Consider the following 14,468-nt stretch of genomic DNA (forward strand, 5'->3'; position numbering starts at 1 on the left):
CGGGCGAAACGCCTAGCGTCCGGCAGGAGAGGGGAATTCAATATGGCCGTGGCTCACGTATCGCCGATTGGGGCGGGGGAAGATTCAGCGTCCGCGAGCGGCCACACCGACGCGCCGGAACTGCGCTATTTCGTCTTTGCGCTTTTCTTCATCTTCGGCGGCATCACCAGCCTCAACGATGTCATCATCCCCAAGCTGAAGGAGCTGTTCACGCTGAGCTTCTTCGAAGCCAGCCTGGTCCAGTTCTGCTTCTTCATTGCTTACGCGGTCGTCGGCATTCCCGGCGCTCGCCTGGTCAAGCGGATCGGCTACATGCGCGGTGCACTCGCCGGGCTCGTGACCATGCTGGTCGGCTGCCTTCTGTTCATTCCGGCCAGCCGCTCAGCGCTGTTCCCCCTTTTCCTGTTCGCTTACTTCATCCTCGCCGCAGGCGTGGTGCTGGTGCAGATCGTCGCCAACCCGCTGATCAGCCTGCTTGGACCGGCGCGAACGACCAGCAGCCGGCTTACCTTTGCCCAGGCGTTCAACTCGCTTGGCACCACCATTTTCCCTTATTTCGGCTCGATCCTGATCCTGGGCGGCCTGGCGAGCCTCAGCGCCAAGGAACTGTCGGGCCCGGCGCTCGACGCCTATCGGACCAACGAAACGCAGGCGATCGTCAGCGGCTATCTCGGCCTCGCCGTCGCGCTCGCGGTGGTGGCCGGCGCCGTCTGGCTGTTCCGCAATCACCTAAAGGGTGAACGGCACGAGCCGAGCAGCCTTGCTGACGGCCTGGCTCTTCTGAAGGGCACCCGCTTCGGTTGGGGTGCGGCCTGCATCTTCCTCTACGTTGGTGCCGAAGTCGCCATCGGCAGCTTCATCGTCAGCTATCTCAAGCAGCCTAGCGTCCTCAGCCTGACGGACCTCTCGGCCGGCAAGCTCATCCCGCTTTATTGGGGCGGCGCGCTTATAGGCCGCTTCATCGGCTCCGCCGTGCTGCGCGTGGTCAGCCCGGGCAAGGTGCTAACCTTCAATACCATCGGCGCCATTACCCTCATTCTGATCAGCGCCAACACGAGCGGCAATGTCGCGGCCTACACCCTGCTTGCTATTGGCCTCATGAACTCGATCATGTTCCCGACAATCTTTAGCCTTGCCTGCGAAGAGCTCGGGCCCAAGGCAGCGGACGGGTCGGGCATCATCAACGTCGCCATTGCCGGCGGGGCGATCATTCCCGCCATCTACGGCGCCATGGCCGATAGGATCGGTCTCGCCGCCGCGCTGACCTTGCCGGCCCTCTGCTACCTCGTCATCGCTGGCTTCGGCATGTGGTGCGCCCGGCACCGCGCAGCCTTCTAAGGCAGGCTGCTGCCCCGTACCTTGAGGGTGCCGGGCAGCAGCTGGCTGGTAATTCCGCGCTCATCGATGCTGGCGATCAGTCCTTCGACCAGCGCCTTGCCGGCCGCGCGTGCGTCCTGGGCGACGGTGGTCAGCGGCGGGTTGGCATAGCCCGCCGCCGCCAGATCGTCGAAGCCCACCACCGACACATCGCGCGGAACCACCACTCCCTGTTCCTGAAGCGCGTGCATCGCCCCGATCGCCGCCAGATCGGATGAGGCAAACAGCCCGTCGGGCAGGGCGCCACGCCGCTGCAGCTCGGCCATCGCCGACCGGCCTTCCGCCTCGCTCGGCCCGGCCGGAACGCATAGCTGTTCGTCCACCGGCAATCCGGCGTCCTGGTGCGCCCGGACGTAACCGCGGTGCCGCTCCAGGAACTCCGGATAGGCCTCGGTCGCCGTGCCGATGAATGCGATCCGGCGCCGGCCAGCCTTGATCAGGTGCCGCGTCGCGTCAAATCCACCCTGCTCATTGTCACAGCCAACCACCGCGCCGAACTCCGCCGCACGCGGATTGCCCCAGCAGATGAAGTGCGTCCCGTGCCGCACCAGCTGCTCCAGCCGCGGGCGGTGCAGCGTATAGTCGCCATAGCCCAGCAGGATCAGCCCGTCGGCCTTGCGGCTGTCCTCATAATCGACGTGCCAGTCGTCGGACAGCTGCTGGAAGCTGATCAGCAGGTCATAGCCGTGCGCGGCGCAGGCCCGCACCATCGATCCCAGCATCGACAGGTAGAAGGGATTGATCAGCGTCTCGTCGGGCGTGGGGTCCTCGAAGAACAGCGCCGCCAGAGTCCGCGCCTGCTGCCGCCGCAGGCCGGAGGCATTCTTGTCGACCTTGTAGTTGAGCTTTTCGGCGGCGGCGAAGACTCGGGCGCGGGTCTCGGCGCTGACAGCCGGATTTCCGGACAAGGCGCGCGACACGGTTGGCTGGGAAACACCCGCCAAAGCCGCGATATCGAATGAAGTTGGCCGCCGCTGTGACATCCAAGCCGCACTGTAGCCGCTTGAATACGTATGTATAGCGCGGCCGCTCCGTTTCGCTCCTGAATATGGCTGGTAAGTTACGGTTGGAGGCTGACCATCGGTCTGCCCTGGAGGAACTTACCGGCCGCAATCCTGCATGAGCGCGCCGTCTGGAGGGGAAGAAACGTGACATCCAACCTGAATCTGCGGCGCTTTGGCAGCGCGGCGAGCCCGCTGGCGCTTGGCGTCGCACTGGCGCTGGCCGCAAGCCCCGCCGCCGCGCAGGACGCGACGCCCACCATCACCGGTGCCGCCAGCCAGGACACTGCCGGCGCTCCGCCGCCCGCCGATGAAGGCTCGGTCATCGTGGTTCGCGGCTTCCGCGCCGCCCTTCAGTCCGCCACCGCCAAGAAGAAGCGGTCCGAGACCGTCGTGGAATCCGTCAGCGCCGAGGACATCGGCAAGCTGCCCGACAACTCCATCGGTGAGTCGATCGCCCGCCTGCCGGGCCTCGCCGCCCAGCGCAGCAACGGCCGCGCCAACATCATCTCCATCCGCGGCTTTGGTCCGGACTTCTCGACCACCACCCTGAACGGGCGCGAGCAGACGACCACCAACGACAGCCGCGCCGTCGAATTTGACCAGTTCCCGTCGGAGATCCTCGCCGGCGTCGACGTCTACAAGACCGCGCAGGCCGATCACACGGCCGGTGGCCTTGTCGGTTCGATCGACCTTCGCACCATCCGCCCGCTCGACTACCGCAAGCCGGTGATCGCGGTCGGCGCGCGCGGTACCTATGTCGACCAGAAGGTCATCCCGACCGTCACCGACAAGGGCTATCGGGTCTATGGCACCTTCGTTGACCAGTTCGCCCAGGACCGTCTCGGCGTGGCGCTGTCGGCGGCCTACTCGGACGAGCCTTACCAAACCCACGACTGGAACGCCTGGGGGTATGGCGGTTACGGCGGCAACAACTATGGCATCAGCGGCGTCAAGACCTGGTCGGAAGCCTCGCGGCTGAAGCGCCTTGGTCTTAACGGCACGGTGCAGGCCAAGTTCACCGACAACCTCACCCTGACCGTCGACGGCTTCTACTCGCACTTCAACGAGAAGCTCGACCAGAAGGGCTTCGAGATGCCGATCCTGTGCTGCGGATCGACCGTCACCAGCTTCCAGTCGACGCCGCTTGGCGGCGGCGCGGCGGGCGCCGGCGGCCTCGTCACCTCGGCGACCTGGACAGGCCGTCCGCTCATCGAGAACTACGCCACCGACAACAAGAACAACACCTATGCGCTGGCCGGCAACCTCAAGTGGGACAATTTCCACGGCACCCGCGCCTTCATCGACCTGAGCTGGTCGCGCACCGACCGTAATCAGGACCGGCTTGAGACTACCGCCGGTCTTGGCCGCAACCTGCCGACCACGGACCAGGCCGGCAACCCGCTACCCGTCTCCAGCTACGGCGGCACCTTCGGCTACACCGTCACCGACAATAACGCCCTTCTGTTCACCAGCAGCTTCAACGGCGCTAACCCCGCGCTGGTGCTGACCGACGTGGAGGGGTGGTCCGGAAGCCCGATCCAGGCCGGCTACGACAAGATCCGCCGCAGCCGCGACGACCTCAAGGAAGCACGCGCTGAGGTCGAACAGGACATCGGCGGCTTCGTCCGGTCGATCAAGGTCGGCGTCGATCACACCTATCGCAAGAAGAACCTGACGCAGCAGGAAGCGGTCTTGTCGCCGCCCAATGGCGCCAGCTCGATCGCTATCCCAAGCAACCTGCTGCTGACCCCGGTGCAGCTCGATCGCGGCTTTGGCCCGATCCTGTCCTACGATCCGCGCACGCTCGTGCCTGGCGGCATCCTGGTCTACAACGCCAACACTTTCGGCAACTCGCAGGCGTACAACATCAGCGAGAACGTCTGGTCGCCCTACGCCATGGCGAACTTCGACCATGACCTGGGCAACGGCAACACGCTGACCGGCAACCTGGGTGTTCAGGCGATCCACACCGGAATCACCTCGCAGGGCGCGATCAACCCGACCATCAAGAACAGCTTCTGGATGGTCCTGCCGAGCCTCAACCTAAACTTCCGTTCGGCCGATGGCTTGGTCGTGCGCTTCGCGGCGTCCGAGCAGATGATGCGTCCGCGCCTGCCTGACATGAACAACATCGTCGGTTTCAGCTACAATCCGGCCTACAACCCGCCGATCTACACCGGCGGCGGCGGCAACCCGCTGCTTCGCCCCTACAAGGCCGCTGCGGTTGACCTCTCGTTCGAGAAGTATTTCGCGACCAAGGGCTATGTCGCCCTGCAGCTCTATTACAAGCACCTGATCGACTACATCGATCCGAGCGCCAACGTCACCAACTTCGACTATTCGGGCTTCCCCAAGCCGCCGGGTCTGGTGCCGAGCTCGCCGATCGGCGTGTTCAGCGGCCCGGTGAACACCAAGGGTGGTCACATCGCGGGTGCGGAGCTGGCGGCGACCTTGCCGTTCGACGTCTTCACCCCGGCGCTGGAAGGCTTCGGCATCACCGGCGGCCTTGGTTATTCCAAGACCAAGGCGATGAACGCAGCTGGGCAGGAGCAGGCCATTCCGGGCTACTCGAAGTGGGTCGGCAGCCTTACCGCTTTCTATGAGCGGTACGGCTTCAACCTCCGCGGCTCGATGCGTTATCGCTCGAGCTTCCTGGGCGACTTCTCGCTGTTCAGCGGTGGCCTCGATCGTCAGGCGGTGCTGGCGGAGACCGTCTATGACGCGCAGGTCGGCTATGACTTCCCGGCGAACTCGAGCCTGCACGGCCTTTCGCTCTATCTGCAGGGCCAGAACCTGACGGACGAGCGGCAGGCGACCCTGGCGCAAATCAACGGCCTTGCCGTTCCCAACGCCTGGCTCAAGTATCAGACCTACGGGCGCCGGTTCCTGGCCGGTTTCACGTACAAGTTCTGATGGCTAAGCGACGGTCCCGGCCTATCCTCGGGCCGGGACCGTCGAACGCTGGAGGACTTGCCGGTGCGTAAACCTGCCGAGATCGTGATTGCCGGCGGGGGAACGGCCGGCTGGATGGCGGCCGCGACCTTCGCGCGCTTCCTTGGTGACGCCTGCTCGATCACGCTGGTCGAATCCGACGCCATCGGTACGGTCGGGGTCGGCGAAGCCACCATTCCGCAGATCCACAATCTGTTGGTCGGCCTCGGTCTCGACCAGGCCGAGTTCGTTCGCGAAACCAACGCCTCCTTCAAGCTTGGGATCGAATTTGTCGGCTGGCGCGATCCGGCGCACAGCTACATTCATTCCTTCGGCTCCACCGGACGCGGCGTCGGCCTCATCCCCTTCCGACAGCTGTGGCTGCGCGGCAGGGCGCTTGGCCAAGTGGAGGACTTCGGCGCCTACAGCGCCAACGTGCAGGCCGCGCGCTCTGGCGGCTTCTCGCTATCGCAGGCTAACGACCGGGCCGAACCGCTCCCCTACGCCTACCATTTCGACGCCAGCCTGCTGGCCAAGCTGCTCCGCCGCTACGCCGAGGAACGCGGCGTCACCCGTGTCGAAGGCAAGATCGAAGAGGTCGTCCGTAACGGCGAGACCGGCGACATCAATGCCCTCCGCATCAGCGACGAGCGGACCGTCCCGGGCGACCTGTTCATCGACTGCACCGGCTTCGTCAGCCTGCTGCTCGGCAAGTCGCTCGCGGTCGAGTTCGACGATTGGTCGCACTGGCTTCCCTGCGACAGCGCTCTGGCCGTGCCGTGCGAGAACGGCGCCACATTGCGTCCCTACACCCAGTCGATCGCGCGGCCTGCCGGCTGGCAATGGCGCATTCCGCTGCAGTCTCGTACCGGAAACGGCCACGTCTTCTGCTCCGCCTTCATGGGCCAGGACGACGCCGCCGACCTCCTGCTCGCCAACCTCGAGGGCAAGGCGCTCGGCGACCCGCGCCCGATCCGCTTCACGACCGGGCACCGCCGCCAGCCATGGGCGCACAATTGTGTCGCGCTCGGCCTCTCCGCCGGCTTCATGGAGCCGCTGGAGTCCACCAGTATCCACCTCGTCCAGTCAGGCCTTGGCCGCCTGCTCAACCTGCTTCCGAACGACTTTTCCGACCTTGCTACCCCGCGCGCCATGTTCAACCGCCTGACCAACGTCGAGTGGCAGCAGATCCGCGATTTCCTCGTCCTCCATTATGTCGCCAACGGACGCCACGGAGAGCCCTTCTGGGATCACTGCCGAGCGATGGCCATCCCGGACTCGCTGGCCGAGAAGATCGCGCTGTTCCGCCAGTCCGGCCTGGTCATGCGCGAAGCCGACGACCTCTTCCTTGACGACAGTTGGGGCCAGGTGATGCTGGGGCAGGGCATCGAACCGTCGGGCTGGTCCCCGCTCGCCGATAACGTGCCCGGCGAGGATATCGGCCCCTTTCTCGGCAGCATCGCCAAGTCGGCTCGGGTCAAGGCGCAAGCCCTTCCGCCGCACGGCGCTTTCATCAAGGCGATGCTCGGCACCACATCGGAGACGACCTCTTGATCCTTCGCGCGCTTCTTGCCGCCGCCGCCGCTCTCCTCGCCACGGGTGTCCAGGCGGCACAGCCTGCCGCGCCCGCCGCCGCCGACTATCGCGCGCGGCTGCCGCAGGATGAGATCATCTATTTCCTGCTGCCCGACCGGTTCGACAACGCCGATCCGCGGAACGACCGTGGCGGGCTCAAGGGCGACCGCCTGCACACCGGCTTCGACCCGTCCGCCAAGGGCTTTTACGAAGGCGGGGACCTCAAGGGATTGATCCGGCGGCTCGACTACATAAAGGGCATGGGCGTCACCGCCATCTGGGTCGGCCCGATCTTCCAGAACAAGCCAGTGCAGGGCGGTCCCGGCCAGGAGAGCGCGGGCTATCACGGTTACTGGATCACTGACTTCACCCGGGTCGACCCGCACCTCGGTACCAATCAGGACTTCGCCGAGCTGGTCGCCGCCGCTCACGCACGGGGCATGAAGGTCTACATGGACATCATCGCCAACCACACGGCGGACGTGATCCAGTTCAAGGAATGCCAGGGCAAGCAGGAATGCCCGTACCGAAGCGTCGCTGACTTTCCATACCAGCGCCGCGGCGGACCTTCCGGTGCCGCCATCAATTCCGGTTTCGCTGGCACAGAGGACGGCAGCGCCGCCAATTTTGCGCGCCTGACCGACCCCAACTACGCCTACACGGTCGAAGTCCCCGCCGCCGAGAAGAACGTCAAGGTTCCGGCCTGGCTGAACGACCCCATCTACTATCACAATCGCGGCAATTCGACCTTCACCGGCGAGTCCTCGCGGCTTGGCGATTTCGTCGGGCTCGACGACCTGATGACCGAGCACCCGCGCGTGGTCGCCGGGTTCATCGACATCTATGGCGCGTGGATCGACCGCTATGACATCGACGGGTTCCGCATCGACACCGCCCGCCATGTGAATCCGGAGTTCTGGCGGCAGTTCGTGCCGGCCATGATTGCCCGCGCGAAGGCCCGTGGCATTCCCAACTTTCACATCTTCGGCGAAGTGGCCGACGACCGTGGCGAGCCCGGGCGCCTCGCCCGCTACACCCGCGACGACAAGCTCCCCGCCGTGCTCGATTTCGCATTCGGGGTGACAGCGGTGAAGACCCTCTCCGGAGCCGCCGGGACCGAGGCCTGGCGCGACTTCTTCGCGGAAGACATCCTCTACGACGGCGGCCCCGTCAGCGCGCAGCAATTGCCGACCTTCATCGGCAATCACGATGCCGGCCGCTTCGCCATGTTCATCAAGCGCGCCCTGCCGCAGGCAAGCGACGCCGAGCTGCTCAAGCGCGTGATGCTGGGCCACGTCCTGATGCTCACCGCCCGCGGCGTTCCGACCATCTACTACGGCGATGAACAGGGCTTTGTCGGCAAGGGCGGCGACCAGGACTCACGCCAGCCGCTGTTCGCCTCCAAGGTCGCGACCTACAATGAGGACAAGCTGCTCGGCTCGAACCGCAGCACCGCACAGGAGAACTTCCTGCCGGATCACCCGCTCTATCGCCTGATCGCGCAGCTCAGCGCCATCCGCACCTCGGAGCCGGCGCTGCGCCGGGGCGTCACCGTCGTTCGCGCGACCGAGGACAAGCCCGGCCTGCTCGCTTTCTCGCGCGTGGCGGGCAACGACGAGGTGCTCGTCCTCGTCAACACTGCGAACCAGCCGATCACCCGGAATGTCGCGCTTGATACCGCCACGCGCGGCTTCACTAAGCTCGCCGGCGAGTGCCCCGCTGCCGTCCAGGCGCCGGGCAGCGCGCGCATCACCCTGCCGGCGCTCGGCTTTGCGATCTGCCATGCGAACCGCTGACCTCGCCGCGCCCAAGGTGGCGACAAAGGCTGCCGAGCCTTGGTGGAAGGGCGCGTCCATCTATCAGATCTACCCGCGCAGCTTCGCCGATACGAACGGCGACGGGGTAGGGGACTTGAAGGGCATCACCGCCCACCTCGACCATGTCGCCAGCCTCGGCGTCGACTGCATCTGGATTTCGCCCTTCTTCACCTCGCCGATGAAGGACTATGGCTATGACGTCGCCGATTACCGCGCCGTCGATCCGCTGTTCGGAAGTCTCGCCGACTTCGACGCACTGCTTGCCCGGGCGCACCAGCTGGGCCTGAAGGTCATCATCGACCAGGTCTATTCGCACAGCAGCGACGAGCATCCCTGGTTCCGGGAAAGCCGCTCCAGCCGCACCAATCCCAAGGCCGACTGGTACGTCTGGGCCGATGCCAAGGCCGATGGCTCGCCCCCCAACAACTGGCAGTCGGTGTTCGGCGGACCATCGTGGACCTGGGATGCTCGTCGCGAGCAATATTATCACCACAGCTTCCTCAAGGAGCAGCCGCAGCTCAATTGCCACCTGCCGGAGGTTCAGCAGGCGTTGCTGGACGTCACCCGCTTCTGGCTCGACCGCGGCGTCGACGGCTTCCGCTTCGACGCGATCAACTTCGCGATGCACGACCCGGCGCTCACCGATAATCCGCCGGTTCCCAATCCGGCCAAGCGCACTCGTCCGTTCGATTTCCAGCAGCACATCCACAACCAGTCGCACCCGGCGCTGATCGGCTTCATCGAGCGGCTGCGCGACCTGATCGACAGCTATGGCGACCGCTTCGCCCTGGCGGAGGTTGGCGGCGAGCGCGCCGCGGCGGAGATGCACGAATATACCGTCGGCGATGACCGGCTGCACAGTGCCTACGGGTTCGACTTCCTCTACGCCCCCGCGCTCACTCCCGGCCTCGTCGCCGCCACGGCCGCCGCCTGGCCGGCCGCGCCCGACACGGGCTGGCCCAGCTGGGCCTTCGAGAACCACGACGCGCCTCGCGCCGTGTCGCGCTGGGTCGCACCCGACCACCGCGACCAGTTCACGCGGCTGAAGATGCTGCTGCTCGCCTCCCTGCGCGGCACCATCATCCTCTACCAGGGGGAGGAGCTTGGCCTGACCCAGGTCGACGTCCCGTTTGAGCGGCTGCGCGATCCCGAAGCGATCGCCAACTGGCCGCAGACACTCAGCCGGGACGGCGCGCGCACGCCCATGCCGTGGCGGGCCGAAGCGAATGACGCGAATGGCTTCTCGACTGGCGAGCCCTGGCTTCCGCTCGGTCCCGACCATGCCGGGCTTGCGGTTGACCGGCAGAACGGCGATCCCGCCAGCATGCTCGCCTTCACCCGCAGTGTTCTCGCGCTCCGCAACGGTTCGCCCGCGCTGCGCTGGGGTGAGTTCGTGCCCATCACCGCCGACGATCGAACCTTGTGTTTCGAGCGGGTCCACGACGGCCAGCGTCTCCGCTGCACCTTCAACCTGTCGCCGGACGAGGTCCCGCTCCGCCGCCACGATGGCGCGATGATCGAAACCGGCCCGGTGCTGGCCGACGCGCTCGGCCCATACGCCGCCCTGATCGAGGAAATCCGATGAAGTCTTGGCTGGCGCTGGTTGCGCTCCTGTTCGCCGTTCCCGCTGCCGCGCAAGTTGCGCAGGATCACGTCGTGAACGCCTCCGTTGCCGAGGCAAGCTCGCCCGACGGCCGCATCAAGCTCCAGCTGGTGCTCAACGGCGAAGGCCGGATCGGATACCAGGTCACCCGCGGCGACCAGCCGGTGATCACCGAAAGTCACCTCGGTTTCCTCGTCGCTGACGCGCCGCAGATGCTGCGCAACTTCACCTTCGTCTCCGCCGAAAAGGGCAGCAAGGACGAGAGCTGGCAGCAGCCGTGGGGCGAATGGCGCACCGTCCGCGACCATCACAACGAACTGGCCGCCACCTTCCAGGAGAAGGACAAGCTCCGCCGCCTCCTCCGCGTCCGTGTTCGCCTGTTCAACGACGCGGTTGCCTTCCGCTATGAGCTGCCGAGCCAGCCCAATCTCAAGACCGCGCGTATCACCGAAGAGCTGACCCAGTTCCACATCGCCGAACCGGGCGATGCCTGGTGGTCCCCGGCGTTTGAAAGCAACCGCGAGGAACAGCTCTACAACCACACGCCCATCGACGGCATCGGTCAGGCGCAGACGCCCTTCACCATGGTGACGAAGAGCGGCCTTCACCTCGCCATCCACGAAGCGGCGCTGATCGACTATGCGGGAATGAACATTGGCCGGGTTCAGGGCCGGCAGCTCAAGGCGATGCTCACCCCCTCGTCGAGCGGCCCCGCCGTGGTCCGCGACACGCCGTTCGAGACTCCGTGGCGGGTAATCCTGATCACCGCCGACGCGCCCTCGCTCTACGCCGCCAATGCCGAATTCCTGAACCTGAACGAGCCCAATAAGCTGGGCGACGTCAGCTGGGTCAAACCCCGCAAGTACATGGGCATCTGGTGGGGGATGCATGTTGATCACCAGACCTGGGCTACCGGCCCCAAGCATGGCGCAACCACGGCCTACGCCAAGAAGATGATCGACGTTGCCGCGGCCAACGGCTTCACCGGCCTGCTGGTCGAAGGCTGGAACGAGGGCTGGGATGGCGACTGGTTCGCCACCGGCGGCGACTTCCGCTTCGCCGAGCCGACCGCCGACTTCGATATTGCAGAGGTCAGCCGCTACGGTCTCGCCAAGGGCGTTCACCTCATCGGCCATCACGAAACCAGTGCCAACATCGCCAATTACGAGGCGCAGCTTCCCCGCCGCCCTCGACTTCGCCAAGCGTTATGGCGAGGATACGGTGAAGACCGGCTATGTCGCGGACGCCGGCGGCGTTCAGGCGCGGCTGCCCGATGGGCGGATCAGCTTCGAATGGCACGAAGGCCAGATCATGAGCCGCCATCACCTGCTGGTCGTCACCGAAGCCGCCAAGCGCCACATCGCCATCGACGCGCATGAGCCGATCAAGGACACGGGCCTTCGCCGGACCTACCCCAATTGGGTCAGTCGCGAAGGCCAGCGCGGGATGGAATATAACGCCTGGGGGGTGCCCAAGAACCCGCCCAGCTACGACACGGCGATGATCTTCACCCGCATGCTCGGCGGGCCGTTCGATTTCACGCCAGGCATCCTCAGCCTCAAGGGCAAGGGCGACACCGCCATTCCATCCACGCTCGCCCGCCAGCTGGCTTATTATGTGGTGATCGCCTCGCCCGTTCAGATGGCCGCCGACCTGCCAGAGAATTACCAGGCCAACCCCGGCCCCTTCCAGTTCATCAAGGACGTGGCGGTCGACTGGGACGACACCCGCATGATCGATGGCAAGGTCGGCGAATATGCCGTCTTCGCGCGGAAAGAGCGGGGCCAGCCGACTTGGTTCATGGGCGGCATCACCGACGAGACGGAGCGTCGCCTCACCCTTCCGCTCTCCTTCCTCGAGGCGGGCAAGAAGTATCGCGCCGAGATCTATCGCGACGGCGATGCCGCCGACTTCCGCACCAATCCAAGGGAAATCGTCATCGAACGCCGCACCGTCACCGCCGCCGACACCATGCCGATCCGTATCGCTCCGGGCGGCGGCTTCGCGATCCGCTTCGTGAGGCTCGGCCGATGATCCGTCGGCTCCTCCTGACCCTGTGGGCGCTGCTCCTCGCCGTCCCAGCGCTCGCCGCGCCCGACACCGGCCGCTTCGTCGAGACGGACGTACCCTCCAGAGCGTTCGGCCCTATCCACACCGTGACCTGGCTTCCGCCCGGCTACGACCGCGACAAAGCCCGCCGCTACCCCGTCGTCTACATGCACGACGCGCAGAACCTGTTCTTCCCCAAGCGGTCCAACTTCAACAAGGTCTGGGCCGCCGACAAGGCCGCGCTCGGCCTGATTGCTGCGCACAAGGTCGCGCCCTTCATCATCGTCGGCATCGATCATCCGGGACCCCGGCGCTACCAGCGCTATTTCCCCGACAAGGTCGCCGATCCGGTCTTCGCCAGGGGCATCGCAGCCAAGGTCGGCCCGCTCCAGGGCGACGGCTATGTCGCCTTCCTCGCCGATGAATTGAAGCCGCTGATCGACCGCACCTACCGCACCCGCCCGCAAGCCAAATACACGGCCACCACCGGCAGCAGCATGGGCGGCCTCATCAGCATCTACCTGCTCGGTGAGCGTCCCGACGTGTTCGGCAAGGCCGCCGCGGTCTCCACCCACATTCCGCTGGTCGATCCCGACACGATCAAGGCCCGGCCCGAGCTTGCTGACATCGTCAAGCGCGACTGGGCGGCCTGGCTCACCACCCGCATGGGGGCGCCGCGCGGCCGCAAGCTGTGGATGGACCACGGCACCGAGACCCTCGATTCCAACTACGCGCCCTACCAGACCGCGGTTGACGCCGACCTCAGGCAGCTCGGCTGGACCGACGCCGAGTTCCGCAGCCGCGTCTTCCAGGGCGCCGCGCATGAAGAGAACGCCTGGGCCGCGCGCCTGCCGGAGATGTGGGGCTGGCTGCTGGCGGACTGGAAGAAGTGAGCCGCCGCCCGGCGCCGCGCCGGATCGTCATCCTCGGCGGCGGCACCGCCGGCTGGATGGCCGCCAACCTGCTTCAGCACGAGTGGGGCGGGGAGGGGACGGCGATCACCCTGATCGAAAGTCCCGCCATCGGCATCATCGGCGTCGGCGAAGGCTCGACCCCGCAGCTCAAGGCCTTCTTCGACAAGATCGGCGTGCCCGAGGCCGAATGGATGCCCCGTTGCAACGCCACCTACAAGGCGGGCATCGAGTTCCGCGGCTGGTCGGACAAGCCCGGCTTCGACCATTATTTCCACCCCTTCCCGACGGAGGTGGACCGCTTCACTGAGCCCAAATTCTTCTACTCGGCGCATGCCCGGCGCAGCGGCCGTGACACGCCGGGCCATCCCGACGCCTTCTTCCTTGCCAGCCGCATCGCCGCCGAAGGTCGAGCGCCGCTCGCTCCGGCCAACTTCCCGTTCAGGGTCGGGTACGGCTACCACTTCGACGCCCACCTGGTTGGCGCCACTCTGCGCGACATCGCCGTTGCGCGCGGCGTCACCCACGCCTCGGCCACTATCGCGCAAGTCGAACTGACCGAAGTGGGCGACGTGGCCGCCCTCCTCGCCGACGATGGGCGGCGCTTCGAAGCCGATCTGTTCCTCGACGCCAGCGGCTTCCGCGCGACGATCACCGAAGGCGCGCTGAAAGAGCCGCACGTCAGCTTCGCCGACAATCTGTTCAACGACCGCGCGGTGGTCACGCCGACGCCGCTCCCGGCTGGCGGAGCCAAGGCCCAGACCACCTCCACCGCCAAGAGCGCCGGGTGGATCTGGCACATTCCACTGACCAACCGGGCGGGCAACGGCTACGTCTATTCCTCTCGCTTCATCAATCCCGATGCCGCCGCCGCCGAATTGCGCGAGCATTGCGGGCTCGCCCCCGACGTCGAGGTCCGCCACCTGTCCATGCGCTGCGGCCGCACGGCCCGCAGCTGGGTTCGCAACTGCCTCGCCGTCGGCCTCTCCCAGGGCTTTCTCGAGCCGCTCGAAGCCACCGCGCTCCACATCGTCCTCGCCACGGTCGAAGGCTTTGTCGCCACGTGGGACACGCAGGATCGCGACGGCTTCAACTCCGCCATTGCCCGCCGCTTCGAAGGGATCCGCGATTATATCGTTTGCCATTATCGAACGGCACAGCGCCGGGACACACGACTATTGGCGCGAGGCGACCAGCCACG

General features: G+C 66.0%; 8 protein-coding genes and 2 pseudogenes. 9 read left to right on the plus strand and 1 reads right to left on the minus strand.

What is annotated here, in order from left to right; translation table 11 throughout:
- Positions 1 to 42: 42 nt before the first annotated feature.
- Positions 43 to 1,338: a sugar MFS transporter gene (locus tag M8312_RS14350; RefSeq protein ID WP_250118361.1), complete on the plus strand. Its 1,296-nt coding sequence runs from the start codon at positions 43 to 45 to the stop codon at positions 1,336 to 1,338.
- Here M8312_RS14350 and M8312_RS14355 read toward each other — a convergent pair.
- Complete coding sequence (locus M8312_RS14355) at positions 1,335 to 2,360, minus strand: LacI family DNA-binding transcriptional regulator (RefSeq protein WP_250118362.1); 1,026 nt, start codon at positions 2,358 to 2,360, stop codon at positions 1,335 to 1,337. The genes M8312_RS14350 and M8312_RS14355 overlap by 4 nt on opposite strands.
- A gap of 165 nt (positions 2,361 to 2,525) precedes the next feature.
- On the opposite strand from M8312_RS14355, the gene M8312_RS14360 reads away from it, so the two are divergent.
- The 8 genes and pseudogenes from M8312_RS14360 to M8312_RS14395 form a co-directional block, all read left to right on the plus strand.
- Positions 2,526 to 5,294, plus strand: a complete 2,769-nt coding sequence (locus tag M8312_RS14360) for a TonB-dependent receptor (protein WP_250118363.1) — start codon at positions 2,526 to 2,528, stop codon at positions 5,292 to 5,294.
- A gap of 63 nt (positions 5,295 to 5,357) precedes the next feature.
- Positions 5,358 to 6,866, plus strand: coding sequence for a tryptophan halogenase family protein (locus M8312_RS14365; RefSeq protein ID WP_250118364.1), 1,509 nt, complete (start codon positions 5,358 to 5,360; stop codon positions 6,864 to 6,866).
- Positions 6,866 to 8,683, plus strand: coding sequence for an alpha-amylase family glycosyl hydrolase (locus M8312_RS14370; protein ID WP_502957463.1), 1,818 nt, complete (start codon positions 6,866 to 6,868; stop codon positions 8,681 to 8,683). The genes M8312_RS14365 and M8312_RS14370 overlap by 1 nt, the downstream gene beginning before the upstream one ends.
- Positions 8,670 to 10,289: an alpha-glucosidase gene (locus tag M8312_RS14375; protein ID WP_250118366.1), complete on the plus strand. Its 1,620-nt coding sequence runs from the start codon at positions 8,670 to 8,672 to the stop codon at positions 10,287 to 10,289. Before M8312_RS14370 ends, M8312_RS14375 begins: the two co-directional genes overlap by 14 nt.
- Positions 10,286 to 11,413, plus strand: a pseudogene (locus M8312_RS14380) (glycoside hydrolase family 97 N-terminal domain-containing protein); the annotation flags it as partial. The gene M8312_RS14375 and the pseudogene M8312_RS14380, both read left to right, overlap by 4 nt.
- On the plus strand, positions 11,328 to 12,341 hold the full coding sequence (locus M8312_RS14475) for a glycoside hydrolase family 97 C-terminal domain-containing protein (RefSeq protein WP_284070185.1): 1,014 nt from the start codon (positions 11,328 to 11,330) through the stop codon (positions 12,339 to 12,341). The pseudogene M8312_RS14380 and the gene M8312_RS14475, both read left to right, overlap by 86 nt.
- Positions 12,338 to 13,249, plus strand: coding sequence for an alpha/beta hydrolase (locus M8312_RS14390; protein ID WP_250118367.1), 912 nt, complete (start codon positions 12,338 to 12,340; stop codon positions 13,247 to 13,249). The genes M8312_RS14475 and M8312_RS14390 overlap by 4 nt, the downstream gene beginning before the upstream one ends.
- Positions 13,246 to 14,430, plus strand: a pseudogene (locus M8312_RS14395) (tryptophan halogenase family protein); the annotation flags it as partial. The gene M8312_RS14390 and the pseudogene M8312_RS14395, both read left to right, overlap by 4 nt.
- Positions 14,431 to 14,468 lie beyond the last annotated feature (38 nt).

This window comes from Sphingomonas sp. KRR8, assembly GCF_023559245.1.
GTDB lineage: Bacteria > Pseudomonadota > Alphaproteobacteria > Sphingomonadales > Sphingomonadaceae > Sphingomicrobium.

Bases quoted from the DNA above. Each gene is read 5' to 3' on its own strand.
- M8312_RS14390 (WP_250118367.1), top strand. From the start codon at position 12,338: ATGATCCGTCGGCTCCTCCTGACCCTGTGGGCGCTGCTCCTCGCCGTC.
- M8312_RS14375 (WP_250118366.1), top strand. From the start codon at position 8,670: ATGCGAACCGCTGACCTCGCCGCGCCCAAGGTGGCGACAAAGGCTGCC.
- M8312_RS14350 (WP_250118361.1), top strand. From the start codon at position 43: ATGGCCGTGGCTCACGTATCGCCGATTGGGGCGGGGGAAGATTCAGCG.
- M8312_RS14475 (WP_284070185.1), top strand. From the start codon at position 11,328: ATGGCGACTGGTTCGCCACCGGCGGCGACTTCCGCTTCGCCGAGCCGA.
- M8312_RS14355 (WP_250118362.1), bottom strand. From the start codon at position 2,360: ATGTCACAGCGGCGGCCAACTTCATTCGATATCGCGGCTTTGGCGGGT.